The organism is Kangiella aquimarina DSM 16071, assembly GCF_000374105.1.
In the GTDB taxonomy this organism is placed as follows: domain Bacteria; phylum Pseudomonadota; class Gammaproteobacteria; order Enterobacterales; family Kangiellaceae; genus Kangiella; species Kangiella aquimarina.
On record NZ_KB893650.1, the window covers coordinates 705,741 to 727,484 of the forward strand.

Consider the following 21,744-nt stretch of genomic DNA (forward strand, 5'->3'; position numbering starts at 1 on the left):
TGTGGTGTAATTTATTTGATCCAGTTCACTGGATTTTGTGGTTTGCCTTTATAGCGAATTTCAAAATATAGTCCTGGCTCAGTGGTACCGCCACTTCTACCTACCGTAGCAACCGGCTCACCCGCTTCAACCCAATCCCCCGTTGATTTAAGCAGACTTTCGTTTTGCCCGTAGAGCGACAGATAACCCTGACCATGATCGATAATAACCATTAGTCCAAACCCGCGCAACCAATCGGCAAAGACCACCTGCCCATTATGTATAGCCTGCACGTTTTTTCCGGATTCCGCATTAATTACGATACCATTCCATTTTACTTTATTGGCAAACTTGTTACTGCCAAACCGGTGCTGAATGGTACCTTTAACTGGCCAGTTTAATTTGTTTTTATATTGAGCCAGGCCTTTGAGTGATTGCTTTGGAGCAAACTCTTCGAGGGTCTTTTGTAACGACGAAATAATTGCCTGCAATTCCTGTTCGTCTTTTCTTAATTGAGCCAACCGGGAGTTCTGATTCTGATATTCTTTCTTGAGATCTTGCAGAGCTTGAGTCTGTTGTGACTTTAACGATAACTGCTGGTCTACCTGTTGCTTTTGCTGTGCCTCAAGTTCGGTTAACTGCAAGGTTGTTGCATTGATTTTCTCTTCGACTTGTTGCAGCTCTTCAAGGGTTTTCTGTAAAGCGTCGATATCTCGTATACGTGCTTGATTAAGATAGCGGTAGTATTGCAGCATGCGGGAAATTTTTGCCGGGTCTTCCTGGTTGAGCAGTAACTTAATGTATTCTTCTTGCCCTGCAATATAAGCACTTCGCAGTTGGGATGATAATTGTTTTCTCTGCTTTTCCTTTAGAATGTTTTTTTCAGTTTTCTGCTTTTGAAGCTGGTTAAGTTCTTTTTTGTTATTGCTAATTTTTAACTGAGTTTCGCGCAGCTCTTTACTGACAGCAGATAACTTAACATCTATCGCCTGAATGGCTTTTTCGGTATCGGTTTGTTGGCTACGATTTTCCGCCAGCTGCTTCTGGAGCTGGTTAATGACCTGCTTCAATTCTTGGAGTTCCTGCTCTGCCTGTTGCTGATCTTGAGCAGAATGAGCGAAAGGGGAAAGCAAAAGAGCAAGCACCAACAGGGTAAACTGTGGTACTTGCTTGAGTGAAGATAAAAACAATAAATCAGTTAACTTCAAAGATTGGACGCCCCGTCATTTCTTCAGGTATCGGTAAACTCATTAAGCTTAACATGGTAGGAGCGAGATCTGACAAAACTCCGTCATTGATTTTGATGCTGGCTTTGCGACCAATATAAAGAAGTGGTACAGGCTCACTGGTGTGGGCGGTGTGCGCCTGGCCGGTAGAGGCATCAGCCATCTTTTCAGCGTTGCCATGGTCAGCAGTTATCAAGGCTTCACCACCGACTTTTTCAAGAGCTCTTACGATGCGGCCAATACACACATCAAGTGCTTCAATCGCTTTTACAGTGGCCTCAAAATTTCCAGTATGGCCCACCATATCCGGGTTAGCAAAGTTACAGATGATGACATCATAGGTTTGATTTTCTATAACATCCACAAGATGGTCGGTAACCATTGCTGCGTTCATTTCAGGTTGCAGATCGTATGTTGCGACCTGAGGAGATGGTATTAACTTACGGTCTTCGCCAGTAAAGGGGTGTTCGCGGCCACCATTAAAGAAAAAAGTAACGTGAGCATACTTTTCTGTTTCCGCGATGCGCAATTGTTTCTTGCCAAGTTTCATCAAATGTTCACCGAGCACATTGGTCATGCCGATTGGTGGATAGGCGACGCTGGCAGGAATGTCTGATGCGTATTCAGTGAGCATGACGAAGTCTGAAAGTTGTGGGCGAGCCTGGCGTGTGAAGCCATCAAAGTCATCGCTCACAAATGTCTTGCTTAACTGGCGTGCACGATCGGCACGGTAGTTCATAAAAATTACCGAGTCGCCATCACCTATAATGGCTGGTTCACCAATGGTGGTGGCTTTGACGAACTCATCATTTTCATCGCGCGCATAGGCAGCCTGCAAAGCGGAAACCGCATCATCTGCTTGATAAGCGGCTTTGCCTTCGGTCAGCATTTGATAGGCTTCTTCAATACGTTCCCAGCGGTTGTCGCGATCCATTGCGTAATAACGACCAATAATACTGGCAATGCGTCCAATGCCTTGTTGCTCGCAAACCTGCTGCATCAGCTTGAGGCTGGCTTCTGCACTTCTCGGCGGCATATCGCGTCCATCAAGGAAGGCATGAATATAAACTTTCTTAGCACCACGCTGATGACAAAGCTTAAGAGCGGCATGAAAATGCTCTTCGTGGCTATGCACGCCACCCGGTGAGAGCAATCCCATCAAGTGAACCGCCTTGTTTTGGGCTACAGCTTTATCTATGGCTGTAACTAACGCCTGATTTTCAAAGAAGTCACCGTCAACTATGGCCTTACTGATGCGGGTGTAATCCTGATAGACCACACGACCAGCTCCCAGGTTTAAATGGCCAACTTCTGAGTTACCCATTTGACCGTCTGGCAGGCCGACGTCAGTACCAGAACCGGAAATAAGCGTGTGGCTGTATTGCTGCCAGTATTTATCCCAGTTAGGGGTATGCGCAGCCATGATGGCATTATCGGTCGGATCTTCACTGTAACCCCAACCATCAAGGATGATTAAGGCCATTGGTTTAGGCGTGTTACTCATGGATTCTTGAATCAGCTTGCTAAAAGTTGGCGCTATTGTACCTTTTGCCTTGATTCTAAGCCAGCCAGAGGCTTGAAGATAAATTTAATTACATAAAAACAATTGATTTAATTGTGAAAAACTACCTATAGTTATTGACTGAATTATTCCAATAAACAAAGAGGATGAATTAATGGATGCAGGCCTAATAATTATAATCGTGTTAGTTGTTTTTGTAGTTTTTCTACTATTTTCAGGGATTAAAACCGTTAACCAGGGTTTTGAATATACAGTTGAGCGCTTTGGTAAGTTCCGTAAAGTACTGACCCCTGGACTCCATATTATTATACCCGTATTTGACCAGGTTGCGGCCAAGGTAAATATGAAAGAGCAGGTGCTGGATATCCCTGCACAGCAGGTTATTTCACAGGATAACGCTACGGTTACTATCGATGCAGTATGTTTTTTCCAGGTGATCGATCCGATTAAAGCGACCTATGAAGTGAACCAGTTGCATAGAGCGATGCAAAATCTGGTTCAGACCAATATCCGTACCGTATTGGGCAGTATGGATCTGGACTGGATGCTGTCTAAGCGAGATGAAATCAATGCGCGCATTTTGACCATTGTTGATGAAGCGACTAACCCTTGGGGGGTTAAGGTTACTCGTATAGAGATCAAGGACATCCTACCGCCACGCGACTTGGTTGATGCGATGGCGCAGCAGATGAAGGCTGAGCGTTTAAAGCGTGCCAAGATTCTTGAGGCAGAAGGTACAAAACAGTCTGAAATTCTAACGGCGGAAGGTATGAAGCAATCATCTATCTTAAAAGCAGAAGGTGAAAAAGAAGCCGCATTCCGTGAAGCGGAAGCGCGCGAGCGTCAGGCTGAAGCTGAGGCTAATGCGACGCAGATGGTATCGAAAGCGATAGCCGAAGGTAACGTGCAGGCGATTAATTACTTTGTGGCACAGAAATATGTCGATGCCTTAGCGCAAATTGCGACGGCAGATAACCAGAAGTTGTTGATGTTGCCACTCGAAGCATCGTCGGTAATTGGATCGGTTGCCGGTATTGCTGAAATTGCCAAAGAGTCATTTGGTCAGAGTAAGGGGTAATTATGGAGTTTTTTCTACAAATTGAATATTGGCACTGGCTAGTATTTGGACTGGTGCTTCTTATTCTGGAAATGTTTGCACCAGGAGCCATTTTGCTGTGGTTTGGTGTTGGCGCTTTGGTGGTTGGCGTATTACAGCTGATATTCCCGGGTCTGATGCCACCAGAAATGCAATGGTTGGTATTTTCTATATTGTCAGTAGCAAGCCTTGTTATATGGAAGTCCTATGCGAAGAAGCACAAACTAGACCAGGATGATGATAGTGGCTCACTCAATCAGCGCAGTAAGTCTTTGGTTGGGCGCGAATTCAACCTGAGTAATGCTATTGAAAATGGGGTCGGTAAGGTTAGAGTTGGGGACACCTATTGGCGCGTGGAAGGTCCAGAACTGCCCGAAGGCCACAAGGTAAAGGTGGTTGGTTTTGAGGGAGCTACCCTCAAAGTCGAGCCGGTTACCTCTGATGCTGCCAATACTCAGGCTTAGTCCTTAGTATTGTGATTATTATAAGGAGGCTACGGCCTCCTTATGGGCTTTTAAGGCGTGGATATTTTGTTCCTGAAAGTCAACACACTCTAGGCCTTGGCGCTGTTTTGTGTATAATGCGCTGTCTCTATTTTGTGAAATCCAAAGGCTTATCAGCAGATGCAACAACTACTTGAGTTTTACGGCAATCATCCTATTTTAGGTACTGCCTGGCTGGCATTTACCCTATTGATAATAATCAGTTTGATCAAGACCGCAACCAGCGGCTCTAAGTCATTGACTCCATTAGTGATGACCCAGATGGTCAATAAGCAAAATGCAGTGGTGGTTGACCTACGCGCGATAGCGGATTACAACAAAGGGCATATTCCAGGCTCAATCAATATTCCTTTCGGTAAGCTGAAGGATCGAATCAAGGACCTTGAAAAACATAAAGAGGTCCCCATCATAATGGTCTGTAACGCAGGTGTGCAGGCGGGTAATGCCGCGATGCAACTCAGAAAGCACGGTTTCACCGATGTCCATAAACTGAAAGGTGGAATCCAGTCCTGGACTACAGAAAACTTGCCTTTAGCGAAAGGCTAAGCTAAAACATCCGACAATATTTGAGAACTATAATGTCACAAGTAACCATTTACACTACGCGCTACTGCCCATTCTGCGTCAGAGCGAAAGCGTTATTAGATGAACTTCAGGTTGATTATAAAGAGATTCCTGTCGACGGTGACCAAGAGTTAAGAGCTCACATGGAATCATTAACCGGTGGCTATACAGTTCCTCAAATTATTATCAATGAACGAGCAATAGGTGGTTGTGATGACCTGTATGCATTACACCGCAAGGGTGAGTTATTGCCACTATTGCAAGACAATAATTAGTAAGAGTAAAAGTTAAGAGAGAAGATTATGGCAGAGCAAGATCAGAAAGTAGAAACTAATGAGCAACAGGTAGAGTCTCCTGAGGGTGTTCAAATAGGTGTTCAAACTATTTACGCTAAGGATGTTTCATTTGAAGCTCCTAATTCACCTGAAATTTTCTTAGAACAGTTTAAACCTAGCGTTGATGTTAACTTAAATAACAGAGCAAAAGAGTTAGGAAATGACAGTTATGAAACTGAGCTACAGGTTACTGTTACAGCCAAGATGGATGATAAAACCATTTATATTGCTGAAGTTAAATATGGTGGAGTATTTGCAATAAAAGGCGTAGACGATGCAACAAAAAATCGTTTGTTGAGAACCTTCTGTTGTGATCAATTACTTCCTTATGTTCGTGAGGCTATCTCAGAAATCATTGCTCGTGGCGGTTTCCCTCGTTTTGTATTACAGCCTATAAACTTTAACACTTTGTTCGATCAAGCTATGCAAAAAGCACAACAGCAGCAGGCTGAACAAGGCGAAGCGAACGCTTAATGTCTGCACCACTTTCCTTTGCGGTTCTAGGGGCTGGTTCTTATGGAACCGCATTGGCAGTTTTACTGGCCCGTAATGGTCATCGTGTTCAATTATGGGCTCGTAATGCTGAGCATGTTGCTGAAATGCAGCAGGCCAGAAACAATTCTAAATATCTTCCAGATGTAGCTTTCCCCGAGAACCTATCTGTTACTGATAATGTTGAATCCGCACTTGCGGATCATCCGATAATTCTAGTGGCAGTTCCAAGCCATGCATTTCGCGATACGCTACATCTTGTAAAACCCTATGTTGATAAAAGTAGTCGGTTAGTCTGGGCCAGTAAAGGGCTGGATCCCGAGAGTGGTGATTTGCTTGGCAATGTGCTTAAAAGCATTTTGGGCAGTGATATGCCTCATGCCATCTTATCCGGACCGACTTTTGCCAAAGAGATGGCTATCGGTATGCCAACCGCCATTACTTTAGCAGCCAATAATGATGAGTTTGCCGAGCAGCTAGCCTTAGCACTGCATAATGAACGTTTCCGAGTTTATACCAGCGATGATATTGTTGGTGTGCAGGTCGGTGGCGCTGTAAAAAACGTTGTGGCCATAGGTGCTGGGATTGCTGATGGCTTAGGCTATGGTGCCAATGCTCGAACCGCTTTGATTACCCGTGGACTGGTTGAAATGACTCGCTTAGGCGTTGCCGCAGGCGGTAAGCAGGAAACCTTCAATGGCATGGCCGGAATGGGTGATCTGGTATTGACCTGCACCGATAACCAGTCACGCAACCGCCGATTTGGTTTGGCTTTAGGTAAAGGCGCCAGTCGTGAGGAAGCGGAACATGCCATTGGACAGGTCGTCGAAGGTGTCCGTAATGCCAAAGAAGTTAAAATGCTCGCGGAGCGACTCAATGTTGAAATGCCCATTAGCGATGCCATCTATCGCATCATTTATGAAGGTGTTGATGCCCGTCAGGCAGCCCACGAACTGTTAACGCGCGATCTTAAATCAGAAGGCTTGAAGTAATCGTTAATCCATAAGGATTACAGAAAGCCTTCAAACTGCTCCTGTCGCAATACTTCGTAAGTTACTATAGCTACCGTATTAGAAAGGTTCAGACTGCGGCTGTCAGGGCGCATAGGGATTCTTAGCAGGTGTTCTCCCATATCCTCAAGGATATGATCGGGTAGTCCTCTGGTTTCTGGACCAAACATTAAGTAATCACCATCCTGAAACTCAACTTGATGAAAATAGTTTTTTGCTTTGGTGCTAAGCCCAAATAGCCGTTCCGGTTGTTCATTGTCTAGAAATGCCTGGTAGTTGTCATGAATTTTGACCTGTGCCCATTCATGGTAATCTAACCCTGCTCGACGCATTCGCTTGTCATCTATTTCAAACCCAAGTGGTTTGATTAAGTGAAGCTGAAAACCGGTATTGGCGCATAAGCGGATAATATTGCCGGTATTTGGTGGAATTTCAGGTTCAAATAAAACGATATGGTACATTTACTCGTCGTCCTGCTGTTGCCAGTTTTGTAGTTTACGGGTCAGTGTGTTGCGCCCCCAGCCAAGGAGCTTTGCGGCTTTTTGTTTGTGTCCCTGAGTTAGCCGCAAGGCATTGTCTACGATAAAGCGCTCAAAATCATCCTGAATTTGTTGCAGTATATCTGTCTGCCCCTGATGGTAGTGCTGTTCTATGGCCTTGTGGATCTGCTGCTGCCAGGCAGGCAGATGCGTATTGGGGAGTTGGCTATCGAGAGCCTTGCGACAGATGTCGATGACCTGATTAATGTTGAATGGTTTAGGTAAATAATCGAAAGCACCCAGTTCGTGGGTTTGGCTTCCAATATCCGTATCAGCATAGGCAGTGATCATAATTACCGGCAGATTTGGGTTTGATTGATTAAGTTTTTCGAGTAACTCAAGACCACTCATTCCCGCCATTTGAATGTCAGTGATTACAATATTGGGACTGTGAGTTCTGACTAGCTCCAAACCTTCAGCGCCGTTATCGCAGGAGATGACTTTAAACTCTGCGTTGTTTAGCGCGCGTGCTAGCACCCAGCGAATTGAACTATCATCATCTACCACCAGAATAGTTGGCTGCTCGGTCATTGCTGTTCAACCTCGCTATCATGATTGACTACGGGCAGGTAAATAGAAAAAGTTGTACCTGTAGCGTCGCTAATAAATTCTATAATGCCGCTTTGCTGCTGAATCAGACTTTGAGCAATTCCCAGTCCCAATCCACTACTCTGTTTCCCACTGATGAGGGGCACAAAGACATTGGGTTGTAGTGCAGGGTCAATTCCTGGACCATCATCTATGACATCAATTCGAAGGGTAAGCGGGTATTGTTTTATGCCAATACTGTGACGAGGTAACGCGCGGGTTTTTATAACAATGTTCGCCTGTTTTTGAACCGCACACGCTTCAATAGCATTCTGGACTACATTCAACAGTGCCTGATAAACAGACTCTGGCGCGATCGTAAGTTCTGGCAGACTGGGATCATAATCTTTTTTTAGTTGAATATTTTCCGGTAGATTAATGCTGCAGAAGTCGTAAACCTGTTCAGTGACTTCATGAATATTAGTTAGTACTTTGCTGGCTTTTTTGCCACCCAGTAACATTCGATCTACCAGTTTGGAAAGCCGCTCAATTTCGTGCTGAATAATATCGGTAAATTCTTTCTGTTCTTCTGGAAGCTCAAGCGCCAGAAGTTGAGCAGCACCGGCGATACCGCTGAGAGGATTTTTGACTTCATGGGCTAGTTGGGCCAACAATTTATTATTGATTTGGTTTTGTTGCAGTATCCCAAGCTCATGTTGATAGCGCTTTATGCTCTGTCTGTCCTGCCACTCGACCATCAGGTAAGGCTTATCAAGATGGATCCAGTGACCGGTAAAGTTGGCAATAATGTTGCGGCCATTGAGCAACTCCAGCCTTAAATCATCCTGAGCAAAACTGCCATTGTCCTTAAGTGTTTTTAATAGTTCGCGGAGAGGGAGGCTATCGCTGGCGATAAAAAAACTATAGCGTTGCCCGAGCAGAACCTTGGAGGTGGTCCGTAATGCGCTTTCTGCGGTTTGGTTCAAATAGGCAAAGCGACCATGAGTATCAAACAGCATGACTGCGGTAGAGAGCTGGTCGAGCAGTGCTTTGGTATTCATAGATGGCTGGGCTGGAAAAAAACGGATTATAACAGCTTAAAATGAATAACGCACCAAAACGGTGCGTTACTGAGCTTAGTTGAAGTCGAGTACTATCGGTTCAGGACTGAAGCCCGTAAGACATGAAAGGTCACTGCCTTGCTGGTCTGGACAATTTCCTGTGTTTCGTCATTGATAACCATAGCTACCAGCTCGTGAGTACCGCGTGCCACATTGACTAAATTAAAGTAGGGAATTTTCTGATCCTGGCCTACCTGAACGCCATCCATATGTAATCGAATACTGTGGTTGGGTTGAATCTGCGGTGTAATACCTATCACGATATTGACCGAACCATCGTTTGCCCTGACGCCTTGATCATTGGTCGGGCTGTCAATTGAAAATACTTCATACATTGGCCCTTGCTCTTCATCATCGTTTTGACTCTGCTGTTGCTTGCTGGGGCTGATGCGAGGTGTAGAAACAACATTCTGATTGGTTTTAACAGTAATCGCTTCGGCACCTTCTATGGGCTTATCGGTATAGGTTACTTTGCCATCTTTATCCACCTTTTTGTACAACACGGTGGCATCAGCACCAGTGAACCATAGTGCCGTGACAAAAAGGAGTGACAGTTTAAAAAGATATGAAACTTTAACTTGCATTAAAATCACCCTGTAATGAACTTACCTGATTAGACAAAGTATTAGGCAGCTTGTGCCATCTGTCAAAAATAAAAAAAGCCCAGCATGTGCCGGGCTTTTTTTCGCATCAGAAATTAATCTGATTACAAGCTGTAGTACATGTCGAACTCAACTGGGTGAGTTGTCATGTTTAGACGCTCAATATCAGCACGCTTGAGTTCAATGTAAGCATCAAGCATGTCATCAGAGAAAACACCGCCACGAGTTAGGAATTCACGGTCAGCATTTAGTGCATCTAAAGCCTGCTCTAAAGACTTGGCAACAGTTGGAATTGCTTTTGCTTCTTCCGCTGGCAAATCATACAAATCTTTATCCATTGCATCGCCAGGATGGATTTTGTTTTGGATTCCGTCAAGACCAGCCATCATCAATGCAGCAAATGCCAAGTATGGATTCGCCATTGGGTCTGGGAAACGCACTTCGATACGACGAGCTTTTGCGCTACTGACATGCGGAATACGAATTGAAGCAGAACGGTTTTTAGCGGAGTATGCAAGCATTACTGGAGCTTCAAAACCAGGCACTAGACGTTTATATGAATTTGTTGACGGGTTAGTCAAAGCATTCAATGCGCGTGCATGTTTGATGATGCCGCCGATGTAATACAAGGCTTCTGCAGAAAGACCTGCATATTTATCACCAGCGAAAAGATTTTTACCATCTTTTGCAAGAGACATGTGAACATGCATACCAGTACCATTATCGCCAACGATTGGTTTTGGCATGAATGTCGCGGTTTTGCCATAAGCATGAGCGACGTTATGAATAACATATTTTAAGATTTGAACTTCATCCGCTTTCTTCATAAGCGTGTTAAATTCAGTGGCAATCTCATTCTGACCACCGGTTGCAACTTCGTGGTGGTGAGCTTCAATACGCAAACCCATCTGCTCCATAACAAGACACATTTGTGAGCGAATATCTTGTGATGAATCAACAGGAGGAACTGGGAAGTAACCGCCTTTTACGCGAGGACGGTGAGCATAGTTACCGCCTTCGTATGATTTGTCAGAATTCCATGCTGCTTCAGGGTCATCGATCTTTACGAATGAACCGCTCATGTCGGTTTTAAAACGCACGTCTTCAAACATGAAAAACTCTGGTTCAGGACCAAAGAATGCTGTATCTGCTACGCCTGTAGACTTTAAATATTCTTCAGCACGACGAGCTACCGAACGAGGGTCTCTATCATAACCAGTCATCGTTGATGGCTCTAAAATATCGCAACGCAAGTTAAGAGTTGCATCTTCGAAGAAAGGATCCATAACAGCAGACTCTGCATCTGGCATAAGGACCATGTCTGATTCATTAATGCCTTTCCAACCAGCGATTGAAGAACCGTCAAACATCTTACCCTCTGTTAACATTTCTTCGTCAACAAGGCGCGCAGGAATGGTAACGTGTTGCTCTTTACCTTTAGTATCGGTAAAGCGAAGGTCAACAAATTTAACATCCATTTCTTCAATCATTTTAAGAACGTTTTCAACTGACATTAGTATTGCTCCAGTGAGTCAAAAGGAATTTGATGGTGGCTATTATAATCAGGTCATAAAATTAAGACTATTTAAAACAGGGGGAACCCTACATAACAATGCACCAAAATGGTGCGTGCGGACTTTCTGGAGGAAGCATTTTCTATTATCAAAGATAGACTCGAGAAAATTTATATTCTGCTGGTTAAAAAAAGTACAAAGCAAAATATTTTTTATGAGGCTATATCAAGCTACAGACTAAACTACGTATAGGAAAAATCACCTATAACCAATAGTCACTTAAATGCAAAACTTGTTGACCGACCATAGAAAATTATGATAACTATAACATTCTCCAAGGCTGTGTTTGGCCGTGGTACTTTATTGTGGCGCGATAAAATACAGTTTTGGGCAAAAAGAAAGAAAATTTACCAACTTATCTATAGGTAGGATTTTATGACTAACAAGACAATGATAGCTAAAGCAGTAAAGTACGCTTTATATAGCGGCTTTGCAGCTTCAATGGCTGTTGCAGCTCCAGCTAGTTTCGCTGCTGAAGAAGAAGCAGAAGAAGCTGAAACGGTTGTTGTAACAGGTTCACGTTTAAAAAGAACTGACGTTGAAGGTGCTTTGCCAGTAACAGTTATCTCTCGTGAAGATTTAGACATGAGTGGTGACGTATCTGTTGCAGACTTCTTACGTAACACAACTTTCAACTCTTTCGGTTCATTCCGTCCACAATCTGGTAGCTCAGCGCAATCTTTTGCTGAATTGAGCTTACGTGGTTTAGGTGGCGGTCGTTCTTTGATTTTGATCGATGGTCGTCGTGGCCCAGTTGCTCCTCAAGTAGGTTCAGCTCAAGATTTGAACAGCATCCCATTGGCAGCAGTAGAGAGAATTGAAATTCTTTCAGATGGTGCTTCTGCGATTTATGGTACAGACGCAATCGGTGGTGTTGTAAACATCATCACTCGTAAAGATTTCGATGGCGTAGAATTCCGTATTGGTGCATCTGAGCCAAGCCGTGAAGGTGGTTCTACTGATGAAGGTTCAATCATCTTTGGTGCTTCAGGTGACAGAGGCTCTGCATACCTAGGTGCTTCTTGGAATAGCCGCGAAATCGTATTCCAACGTGACCGTGAGTGGTCTTCAGGCGGTATTTCATCTTATGGTAACAACTACCAGTCACTTGCAACTACAACTGCATTCACTGGCTTAAGCGGTGTTCAAAACTGGACTCCAAATGGCGAAGGTTGTGACTCTGTAGGCATGTTTACTATCCCAGGCCAAAATCTTTGTTTCTATGACTTCACGGCATTGGCTGCAGATGAAGCTGAATTAGAAAATCATTCAATTTTCGGTCGCGCACAGTACCAAATTAACGATGACTGGAGTACTTTCTTCAACGCGACTAACTCACGTGTTAAGTCATTTGGTCGTTACGCTCCAACTCCTCTAATCGTGTTTGTACCAGCTTCATCACCAAACAACTATGTTGGTGAAGACGTTCTTTTACGTCACCGTAGTTTAGGTACAGGTACTCGTGATACTAATACTGATCAAAATATGTATGCAGTTGAGTGGGGCTTTGAAGGCTTCGTAACTGATGCAGTTGAGATGGAATTCGGTATCCGTCGTAATGACTACAAATATGACGAGTTTGGTCGTAACTATGTAGTAACTCCTTTGATGAACCAAGCGATTGCTGATGGTTCATATGATATCTTAGACCCAGCTGGTAACCCAGACAGCGTTCTTAACGGTTTGAAAGCTACTATTAACCGTGAGTCAAGCTCTATCATTGATGAAGTTTATGTAAACAGTCAATTTGACTTGTTTGACATGGACGGTGGCGCTGCTCGTATGCTAGTGGGTGGCGAGTATCGTAAAGAGAAATACGAAGATCAGTATGACTCATTGTCTGAAGGTGGTGTGATCGGTGGTTCTGCTGGTAACTCTGCTGGTGGTGGTCGTGACGTAACAGCTGTTTATTTCGAAACTTTGTTGCCTGTTCTAGACAACTTGGAAGTTAACGTAGCTGGCCGTTATGATGACTACAGTGACTTCGGTGATAACTTTGCACCTAAAGTATCTGTACGTTTCCAACCAACAGACGATGTAACAATGCGTGCATCTTGGGGTGAAGGTTTCCGTGCTCCATCATTGGATATCTTAACTGCTCAGCCTGCTTTCTCTGCTGACGGTACAACTGACCCAGAGACATGTTTGTTCTTGAGTGGTTCTATCAGCTGTCAAACTCAAACTGACGCATACGTTCTTGCAAACCCTAACTTGGGTGCAGAAAATTCAGATCAGTTTGGTTTCGGTGTTGTATGGCAGGCAACTGATGACTTGTCAATGTCTGTTGATTACTACAACATTCAGCTTGAAGACCAAATCTCTGCAATTGGTACAGGTGAAATCGTTGCTTGTTTGAGAGGCTTGGCTCCATGTCCTAATGGTGTATCTGAGCTTCCAGCGACAGCTACTCCAGGTGATGCTTCTCTTGGTTTAGGTGCTGCTTTCCAAACAGTACCATACGATGTTGACGGCAACGGAACAATCGAGCCAGGTGAAGAGATTAACCCAATTTTATTCGTACAGCGTGGTTTCATTAACCGTGGCGAAATCGAAACTTCAGGTCTTGATTTCAACGTGAAGCATCGTTACGACATGGGTGGCGCAGGCGTACTTAGCACTAACCTACAAGTTGGTTATGTTGAGAAGTATGAGTTAAATGGTGAAGACTTCGTAGGTTTGCCAGGTGTTCCAGATATGCGTGCTAACTTAAGCAACGTTTGGTCTATTGGTGACTTCGGTGTGGTTTGGAATATCAACCATATTGCTGAAACTAAATCTACCAACGGCACATTCTGTGAAGACTTCTCAGATCCATCATGTATACCAGATGTAAGTTATGATACAACTGTAAGACTTCAAAATCCTAGTTGGACTACACACGATCTACAAGTTAACTACAATACTCCTTGGGATGGTATGATTTCTCTAGGTGCTAATAACATCACTGACGAGGATCCAGTATTAGATCCTTATGAAGGTGGTGGTCGTGGTTATGACTTTGGCTTGTATGATGGCTATGGTCGTATCGTATACTTACGTTATACGCAAAGATTCTAAGATAGACTCTTATCTTAGGTATAAAAAAGGGCGTGTATGCGCCCTTTTTTTATAGTAGAGGTAAACGTGAAAAATAATAAAGAAACAGATAAACAAACACATTGGACGTCCTATTGGGAAAAAGGAATACTAAATTCATGCGGCTATGATACTGAGTTTGGCAATTACCAAGGTTCTATTCTCCAATTCTGGAATGGAAAAATTCAAAGTTTAGACAGCTTATCATTATTAGACTTATGTACAGGAAATGGAGGTTTAATTTCTCTATTGCTGGATAATAAGGATATAACAGATGCTGAAAAAATTGTTGGGGTAGATATAGCGGGAATAAATCCAAAGTGGATTGAATCATTTCCGAGTACTATCAGAGAAAAGGTTGAGTTTATACCTAATATTAATATTGCTAATTTACCAATTAAAGATAACACCTTTGATATAATTACAAGTCAGTTTGGACTTGAATACAGCGATCTATCCGAAAGTTTAAAAGAGGCCTCAAGAGTATTGAAGCCGGGAGGTAAAATCTACTCGGTAGTACATAACTCTGACTCTATAATAGTTAAAAATAGCCATGAAGAAATTACTCACATTAACTGGTTATTAAGCAACAAGGGCATAAGAGATAGTAGCGGTAAACTTCTGAAGTTTATGGCAATGCTAAAAAATCCACATAATGTGAAAAAAGTTAGCAATAATGAAACAGCAAATATAATAAGAGCTGAGTTTAATAGCCAAGTTGAAGAAGCAAAAGTTATAGCGTCAAAAAGTAAATGTCCAGACATAATATTTGAATGCTTAGATTGTATTATGCTTAGCTTTAACACTGCAAAAAGTAGTGGTATCAAAGAGGGAAAAGAGATACTTGAAAATTTATGGGAGGAGCTAAGGCATAATAGGAAGAGGTTAGAAAACTTACTGTTAGCAGCAAAAACAGAAAGTGAGCTAAATGAGCTTATTAAAATTTGTAATGATTCTAAACTAGAGAAAGAAGAGTTGATTACCTTACAAGAAAAAGGGCAAGTCCTTGCCTGGGGGTTAACACTAAAAAAACATAAGTGAGAATAGAAAAATGATTGATAAATTAAATATACAGCCAGTTTTCTCAGTACCAATTATTGAAGCTACATACTCAAATCATGAGCAACTTAATCCAAAATTGAGGCAAATATTTCTAAAGGCTGAAAAAGAAAAAGAAAAATTCGGTAATAAAGAAGAGTATGTACAGAAAAATGAAAACGTATTTGAAAGTAGGTTTGATTTATTTTCTTGGAATAATCCTGAAATTTCAAGTTTAAGAGATTTTTGCTGGGCAAGTCTCTACCAGGCTATTGGTAAACTAAATAACTATGATTTGAAGACGCTAGAAAAGCTTCATATGGCTAGCTCAAGCTGGTTTCATGTTACAAAAAAAGGTGGTTTTTTTGGTGTTCATAACCATGCTAATTCTGCTTGGTCCGGTGTTTATTGTGTTGATGAAGGGGATCAGGATGATGAGTCGATTGGGTCAGGATTATTAAGCTTTTTATCTCCCAACATGGCTACTACCTCATACGTTGATATGTCTTGCTCAAATCTATCCAGTCAGTACTCTAGGGGAAATTTGCAATTTAAACTTAAACCGGGACAGTTAATTATGTTTCCATCTTGGCTATTGCATGAAGTAAAGCCGTACTTTGGAACGCGAGAAAGAATAACAGTAGCATTCAACGCATGGTTTAAATATTCAGGTGAAATAAAAAACCGCTAAATAGCGGTTTTTTTTATGGTGAAAATAATTTGATTATCAATCTCTTCCGTGGATAAGACTTCCTGCTGGTTAATACGACACCAAGTGGGAATGTCACTTAATGTACCAGGGTCAGTACATATAACCTCAAGTGTGTCACCTTCGTTTAACTCTTTGAGTGCATTCTGGGTGCGAATTACGGGCATCGGGCACAGAAGGTTCGAGCAGTCTAAAGTGTGTTTGTTACTCATACATGCCATTCCTCTTTCACTTCATGCGCAGGCATTGGTGGAACGTCCATCACATAAGAGGTGCCATTATAGTTTTCGATTTGTACGGTAACTGCATCTGCGCTTTTACCACCTGAGTAACGGGCAACAATTTGTGCTGCAAGCTTTATGTCGTCTTTATCGAATGCCCCATCCAGTAAAGTTAAAGGACCGCCATGGCTGACTGTATGGATACTGGTGAACTGTTTCTTGTAACCTTTTAGGAAGTTGTTTTCACCTTCTTCGCGGCTCACAATCAATTTGAAGTTAGGTTTAGGCCGTATGTGGCGTCCAACTTTCAATAGCATAATGTCATCAAGTTCATAGCGCCTTTCACCACGAGCCTCCCATAAGTCAGCAAGTTTGGCTGAGTAATTTGCATCAGTTAAGAAACAGCAGCCACCGGCAGGTTGGGCAAAGTCATCAAAGCCAAACTTTTTAGCCAGCTCAAACTGAGGTTTACGGCTTCGGCCTGAGAAATCGTAAAGTTGATCACGGTCTACCCATCCCTCGCGCTCAGGCAAGGTTGGCATCAAGTTTTTGGCGCACAGTGGGCGTAACAGCCTATCTTCAGCACCTGACTCACGGGCAATAATAGGCATGGTTTCTTTTCGTTGTGACTTTGGACGCTGGCCAATTACTTCTCCAGTAATGATAAAGTCAAAGCCGTTTTCTTCGGCCCAAGCCCAAGCCTGTGCCTGATTCACCATAAAGATTTTGCAGTCCAGGCAAGGGTTCAGGTTAGCGCCATAGCCATGCTTGGGGTTTAGTACGATATCCTTATATTCTTCAGAAATATCAATGATATGGAGTTTAATTCCTAGCTGCTCTGCAACCCACAGAGCATTGTTACGCTTTTGCTTATCTTTATCTTTCTTGCGAATGGCATGAGTATGACCCTCAACGCAAAAACCAGTATAAAAATTGATGCCTTCCACATGGACTCCCTGTTCCTGGATCACTTTAGCTGCTAATAAAGAGTCTAGGCCGCCAGAAATCAAAGCAACGGCCTTGCGCTGTTTTTGTGGGGCATTGTTCGAAGTTTGAATAGAATTTGCTTGAGTCATAATCTGAAAATCAATAAGTTACACAATATGGGGTGGTCAAAAAATGGACAGCGATTATATATTAGCAAGCCGCTATAGGCAAAGGTTGGGAAGTGAAAAGTAAACAATAGATACAATCACTGCAGTTAAACAAGAGACAAAAAGGCTAGTAATTCAAAAAAAGTTTGGTAAATCAGATAATTAAGTTACTATGGGGGTGCTAGCAACAGGAGGTAATTCTGGACACTAGGACAAGAAAACAACAAATTCTGAAAGAGCTTGGCTATGCTTCTGCGTATGGCCTGATGGCTTTATTATTCAATAGCTTCCTGATAGCCCACCTTTACGGGAACCTAAGCCTGCATTTCGGGCAAATATTCATTATCTTCTGTCTGGTAACTCGTGGGCTATACCCAGCTGTATTCGCAGCACTTATTGGCTCCATTGGATTGTATGTTGAAACCCATAATCCCGCATTCTTCATCAATTCAATATTAGAAATTCTGGTACTTTATGCTTTGAGTAGAAGAGGTTGGGTGCTTCTAGTTGCAGATGTTGTCTATTGGCTCGTTATCGGCATCCCAATTACTTATGTGTTTGTCATTTACTTCTTCGGGATCAGCTCAAGTGACTTTATACAGGTCATCATGCTGAAGCAGTTATTAAATGGCGTTTTAGTTGTGTCAGCTGCTTCGCTATTGAGACCATTTTTGCCAACAAGATGGCATAGACTTGATATCCAGCAACAGCTACCTAAATTATCCTATCGGATATTTGAGTTATCGATGATAAGCATCCTGCTACCATCACTAATAATCACGTTAATACTATCAAATAATTCTGCCAAGATAGCAGAACAGCAGGCGAGTGAATTGTTAGGTGTTCAGGCTGATCATTACACTGAAATAACAAGAAACCATTTAACTCATCACCAAAGGATGGTTGATAATCTAGCCAATACCTTTAGCTGGCAACCATACAAGGATAAAGAGAAGCTAGAATTTTTGTTGGATGCGCAGAGCCAGTATCCGGACGTTTTTTCGATGCTTATAACAGATGAAAATGGGTACGTGATTCATGGTGCACCGCAGGAGTTTGAAGATACTTTGCAGGGACTTTCCAGGGCAGAAAAGATGGTTGACGACCGGTTATATTTTCAAGTCCCTTATTCGCGAAATACGCATTATATATCGGATGTATTTCAGGCCAGGGGGTATGGGAATGATCCCATTGTGGCAATCAGTTCACCCTATTTTGAAGGTGAGCAATTTTCGGGCATTGTACAGGCAACCTTAAACTTGGCGAATTTCGAAAAGTTTGGAGCTGGGACTAGCGGATTTAGTGTCTTCGTCATTGTAACTGACGCAAAAAATAAACTTGTGTATGCTTCCGAAATATTAAACCTGGAACCACTATCAGAGTTTTTACCAGAAAAAATAGAGCAAGTTTACACAGATGAGTTACCTCTACTTAAATTAAGTGAAGGTTTCTTCTTATTTAAGAATAGAGTTACTGAGGGTGGCTGGAAAATATATACACTCAGTTCACCAGACACGTTAATAGACGCCTATAAAAATGACTTTTATAATCTAATCGTCAGTTTGTTGATTATTGCCTCGATTGTTTTACTGGTGGTGCAAAAATTCTCAAAACAGATTACTCGACCGCTTGAAACAATTGTAAGGCATTTTTCGTCCAATGAGCCTATCCCAAGAAAAGCTCGGTCTATCTATAGTAGCGTAGAGATTGAATCAGTAAGAGAGCAGTTACAGCAAGCACAGCACTTTATGCTTGAGTATCAGAAGACTTTGCAGGAACAAGTCGAAGAAAAAACGAAAGAGCTAAGGGAAGCCAATGACAAACTGGCATTAGTTAGTGTGCAAGATGAGTTAACACAAATTTATAATCGACGTGGTTTCGATCAGAATGTGAAAAATGCGTTTGCCGTTTCTATTCGACATGCTACACCTATAACAATGGCAATTCTGGATATCGATCATTTCAAAAATGTAAATGATCAATGGGGCCATGCCGCAGGTGATCAATGCATAATCATGGTTGCCGAAGAAATGAAAAAACGGTTTAAAAGAGATTCAGATTTTGTTGCTCGCTATGGTGGTGAAGAGTTTGTAGTATTTATTGCAGGTGGCGATATTAATATTCATAGGCAGATGTTGGATGAACTTAGATTAAATATTGCCAACCATGAAATTTACTACGAAGAAAAAATAATATCCATTACTGTCAGCATTGGAGCATATAGCGTCAAAGACGATTTGAATATTACTTATGATAAACTGGTGTCAAATGCTGATAAGTTATTATATAAAAGTAAAACATCAGGAAGAAATCAGTTATCTGCAGGTCAGCAGTAGAAAAAGTAACTAAGGAATAATCATTGAAACAGGCAGTGTCAAAAACAATTAGTGAAAAAGCTCTTTTGTTAGGGGGAGTGTATGGGATACTTGGTTTAATAACCAACCTCTGGTTTATCATCCCATTATATGGAAATCTTAGTCTTCACCTTGGCGAAGTATTTGTTATTAGCTGCTTAATAACCCGAGGTTTATATCCTGCAATATTAGCATCCATAATAACAACCGCAGGTCTTGTATATGAGACTGGAAATTATGTATTTTTTATATCGGCCATTCTTGAAATTATCATTTTAAATACTCTTCTCAGAAAAGGTGTATTGTTATTACTAGCTGATGCCGTTTTCTGGGTGATGCTGGGAATACCTATTACATATTTAACCATTAAATATATTTATGACGTGACATCTGTTGACTTTATGCAGGTAATTTTACTAAAGCAGGCTGTTAATGGGGTCCTGATTGTATCAATCGTTGCACTCTTAAAGCCTTTTATACCCTTGAGATGGTTTTCGGCAGCTGTGGAACCTGAAGTTCCAAAGTTGTCAGATAGAGTGTTTGAGTTGTCATTGAATAGTATTTCATTACCAGCTTTGATTATATCTCTGTTCTTGTCAGATTCAGCGGCAGATAATACTGAAAAACAAATGGAAAATGTTCTGAAAACACGTACTGAGTATTACATAAGTTACCTGACAAATTATGTTGATTACCATTTAAAATCTCTAAGAAGTCTCGAGGCGGTTGTTCTTGAAGATGATTTTACAGACGATGAAAGGGACGTTTTGCTCAATAAGTGGAATAAGATATATAGCGGTTTTATAACAATGCTTATAGCAAACCAATCAGGATTGATCATAAGCGGTTCACCGGCAGAATTTTATAACAATATTAAATCCGCACCAGAAGAAAAAAGAAGAATTGTAGACAGGGATTACTTCAAAGTCCCTAAGGCGGAGTTAAGAGGATATGTTTCTGAAGTTTTTCGAGGCCGAGGGTTCGGTGATGATCCCATAGTTGCAATTAGTGTTCCAATCCTGGATGAAAATAAAAAGTTTTTGGGCATAGTAGAAGGTTCATTAAATATTCCAAAGTTTGAGAATATAGAAGAAAGTATGCCTGATTCTGATGGTCATATAATCATCAAGGACCAAAATAAAAATATTATTTATTCTTCTCCGGAACTTGATTTAAATGCGTTGGATCACTTTGAAATAGTCGATATAACGCCTACCTTCACCAATAGGATGCCAATTTTCGAGTTGAAAGGTGAGCAGTACCTATACCATGCCGATACAACAGATTATGGTTGGCGGGTTGTTGCTTTGGCTGAGCCTTCTATACTGATAGGCTCTTACGGTCATAACTTTTTACGCTTGACCATTATATTGCTTTTCATTGCTGTTCTGTCACTTGCTGTTACCCGACGCTTTTCAAAACAAATAACTAAGCCACTTGAGAACCTGGTTAGAAACTTTGCCGCTCACAGACCTATTCAGGATTCTGCTAGTAATATCCAAACCAGCCTTGAAATCGAGTCAGTCAGAGAGCAGCTTAAAGAGGCTCAGTATCTCACGCTTGAATATCAGGAAAGTTTGAAAAGAGAAGTTGAAATAAAAACAGCTGAGTTGATGAAGATGAATGATCAGCTTAAAAAAATGAGCATTGAAGATGACTTAACCAAAATATTTAACCGACGTGGTTTTGAGAAGTCTGTGTATGAAATTTTCAAGTTGAGTTGCCGTAACAAAACACCGATAACATTTGCCATTCTAGATGTCGATCACTTTAAAGCAGTGAATGATACCTGGGGACATACTGTCGGTGATGACTGCCTGGTTATGATAGCCAAGGAGTTAAAAGAACATTTCCAAAGGGAAACAGATTTTGTTGCCCGCTATGGCGGGGAAGAATTTGTTGTTTTCCTGTCTGGGGGAAACATCGATAAACATTGTAGAATGCTTGAGGAATTTAGAAAGAAAATTGCTGGGCAGAAAGTTCCCGCTAATGGCAATTTCGTCAAACTGACCATCAGTATTGGCGTCTACAGCCTGGAGAACGATTTTAATATTGGATATCATCATCTGGTTTCAAAAGCCGATGAACTGTTATATCAAAGCAAGAATAACGGTAGAAATCGTATTACCTGTGATAGTCAATAGAGGCTGATAGTCTTCTGA

General features: G+C 41.9%; 20 protein-coding genes. 11 read left to right on the forward strand and 9 right to left on the reverse strand.

Annotation, left to right across the window (positions count from 1 at the left end; genetic code table 11):
• Positions 1-11: 11 nt before the first annotated feature.
• Positions 12-1,187, reverse strand: a complete 1,176-nt coding sequence (locus B158_RS0103515; protein ID WP_018623969.1) for a murein hydrolase activator EnvC family protein — start codon at positions 1,185-1,187, stop codon at positions 12-14.
• On the reverse strand, positions 1,174-2,709 hold the full coding sequence (gene gpmI / locus B158_RS0103520; RefSeq protein ID WP_026309217.1) for a 2,3-bisphosphoglycerate-independent phosphoglycerate mutase: 1,536 nt from the start codon (positions 2,707-2,709) through the stop codon (positions 1,174-1,176). The genes B158_RS0103515 and gpmI overlap by 14 nt, the downstream gene beginning before the upstream one ends.
• A gap of 172 nt (positions 2,710-2,881) precedes the next feature.
• Between gpmI and B158_RS0103525 the strand changes: the two genes are divergently transcribed.
• The 6 genes from B158_RS0103525 (at position 2,882) to gpsA (ending at position 6,709) form a co-directional block, all read left to right on the forward strand.
• Entirely contained in the window at positions 2,882-3,805 is a 924-nt protein-coding gene (locus B158_RS0103525) for an SPFH domain-containing protein (protein ID WP_018623971.1), read from the forward strand.
• A 2-nt stretch (positions 3,806-3,807) separates the two neighbouring features.
• Positions 3,808-4,287 (forward strand): NfeD family protein, encoded by a 480-nt coding sequence (locus tag B158_RS0103530; protein WP_018623972.1) that lies wholly within the window; start codon positions 3,808-3,810, stop codon positions 4,285-4,287.
• A gap of 159 nt (positions 4,288-4,446) precedes the next feature.
• Positions 4,447-4,872 carry a rhodanese-like domain-containing protein gene (locus B158_RS0103535; protein WP_018623973.1) on the forward strand — a complete coding sequence of 142 codons (426 nt, stop codon included), beginning with the start codon at positions 4,447-4,449 and terminating at the stop codon, positions 4,870-4,872.
• A gap of 32 nt (positions 4,873-4,904) precedes the next feature.
• On the forward strand, positions 4,905-5,165 hold the full coding sequence (grxC, locus tag B158_RS0103540) for a glutaredoxin 3 (protein ID WP_018623974.1): 261 nt from the start codon (positions 4,905-4,907) through the stop codon (positions 5,163-5,165).
• Positions 5,166-5,192: 27 nt separating this feature from the next.
• Positions 5,193-5,699, forward strand: a complete 507-nt coding sequence (secB, locus tag B158_RS0103545) for a protein-export chaperone SecB (protein ID WP_018623975.1) — start codon at positions 5,193-5,195, stop codon at positions 5,697-5,699.
• Complete coding sequence (gpsA, locus tag B158_RS0103550) at positions 5,699-6,709, forward strand: NAD(P)H-dependent glycerol-3-phosphate dehydrogenase (RefSeq protein WP_018623976.1); 1,011 nt, start codon at positions 5,699-5,701, stop codon at positions 6,707-6,709. Before secB ends, gpsA begins: the two co-directional genes overlap by 1 nt.
• A 17-nt stretch (positions 6,710-6,726) precedes the next feature.
• Here the strand turns inward: gpsA and trmL are convergent, their stop codons facing one another.
• The 5 genes from trmL to glnA form a co-directional block, all read right to left on the reverse strand.
• Positions 6,727-7,188, reverse strand: coding sequence for a tRNA (uridine(34)/cytosine(34)/5-carboxymethylaminomethyluridine(34)-2'-O)-methyltransferase TrmL (gene trmL / locus B158_RS0103555; protein ID WP_018623977.1), 462 nt, complete (start codon positions 7,186-7,188; stop codon positions 6,727-6,729).
• Positions 7,189-7,797 carry a response regulator gene (locus tag B158_RS0103560; RefSeq protein ID WP_018623978.1) on the reverse strand — a complete coding sequence of 203 codons (609 nt, stop codon included), beginning with the start codon at positions 7,795-7,797 and terminating at the stop codon, positions 7,189-7,191.
• Entirely contained in the window at positions 7,794-8,855 is a 1,062-nt protein-coding gene (glnL, locus tag B158_RS0103565) for a nitrogen regulation protein NR(II) (RefSeq protein WP_018623979.1), read from the reverse strand. The genes B158_RS0103560 and glnL overlap by 4 nt, the downstream gene beginning before the upstream one ends.
• A 92-nt stretch (positions 8,856-8,947) precedes the next feature.
• Complete coding sequence (locus tag B158_RS0103570; protein WP_018623980.1) at positions 8,948-9,499, reverse strand: DUF4124 domain-containing protein; 552 nt, start codon at positions 9,497-9,499, stop codon at positions 8,948-8,950.
• 122 nt (positions 9,500-9,621) lie between these two features.
• Entirely contained in the window at positions 9,622-11,031 is a 1,410-nt protein-coding gene (gene glnA, locus B158_RS0103575; protein WP_018623981.1) for a glutamate--ammonia ligase, read from the reverse strand.
• A gap of 435 nt (positions 11,032-11,466) precedes the next feature.
• Between glnA and B158_RS0103585 the strand changes: the two genes are divergently transcribed.
• The 3 genes from B158_RS0103585 to B158_RS0103595 all read left to right on the forward strand — a co-directional run bounded on the left by B158_RS0103585 (position 11,467) and on the right by B158_RS0103595 (position 15,895).
• On the forward strand, positions 11,467-14,148 hold the full coding sequence (locus tag B158_RS0103585; RefSeq protein WP_018623983.1) for a TonB-dependent receptor: 2,682 nt from the start codon (positions 11,467-11,469) through the stop codon (positions 14,146-14,148).
• A 66-nt stretch (positions 14,149-14,214) separates the two neighbouring features.
• Positions 14,215-15,207, forward strand: coding sequence for a class I SAM-dependent methyltransferase (locus B158_RS13210; protein WP_169334648.1), 993 nt, complete (start codon positions 14,215-14,217; stop codon positions 15,205-15,207).
• A gap of 10 nt (positions 15,208-15,217) precedes the next feature.
• The gene (locus B158_RS0103595) at positions 15,218-15,895 is read left to right on the forward strand and encodes a putative 2OG-Fe(II) oxygenase (RefSeq protein WP_018623985.1); all 678 of its coding nucleotides are present in this window, start codon (positions 15,218-15,220) and stop codon (positions 15,893-15,895) included.
• Here B158_RS0103595 and B158_RS0103600 read toward each other — a convergent pair.
• Complete coding sequence (locus tag B158_RS0103600) at positions 15,892-16,125, reverse strand: sulfurtransferase TusA family protein (RefSeq protein ID WP_018623986.1); 234 nt, start codon at positions 16,123-16,125, stop codon at positions 15,892-15,894. The genes B158_RS0103595 and B158_RS0103600 overlap by 4 nt on opposite strands.
• Complete coding sequence (locus B158_RS0103605) at positions 16,122-17,210, reverse strand: tRNA (5-methylaminomethyl-2-thiouridylate)-methyltransferase (RefSeq protein WP_018623987.1); 1,089 nt, start codon at positions 17,208-17,210, stop codon at positions 16,122-16,124. The genes B158_RS0103600 and B158_RS0103605 overlap by 4 nt, the downstream gene beginning before the upstream one ends.
• Before the next feature lie 284 nt (positions 17,211-17,494).
• Between B158_RS0103605 and B158_RS0103610 the strand changes: the two genes are divergently transcribed.
• Together B158_RS0103610 and B158_RS0103615 are read left to right on the forward strand one after the other, a co-directional pair.
• Positions 17,495-19,564: a sensor domain-containing diguanylate cyclase gene (locus tag B158_RS0103610; protein ID WP_018623988.1), complete on the forward strand. Its 2,070-nt coding sequence runs from the start codon at positions 17,495-17,497 to the stop codon at positions 19,562-19,564.
• A 23-nt stretch (positions 19,565-19,587) separates the two neighbouring features.
• The gene (locus tag B158_RS0103615; RefSeq protein ID WP_018623989.1) at positions 19,588-21,726 is read left to right on the forward strand and encodes a sensor domain-containing diguanylate cyclase; all 2,139 of its coding nucleotides are present in this window, start codon (positions 19,588-19,590) and stop codon (positions 21,724-21,726) included.
• Positions 21,727-21,744 lie beyond the last annotated feature (18 nt).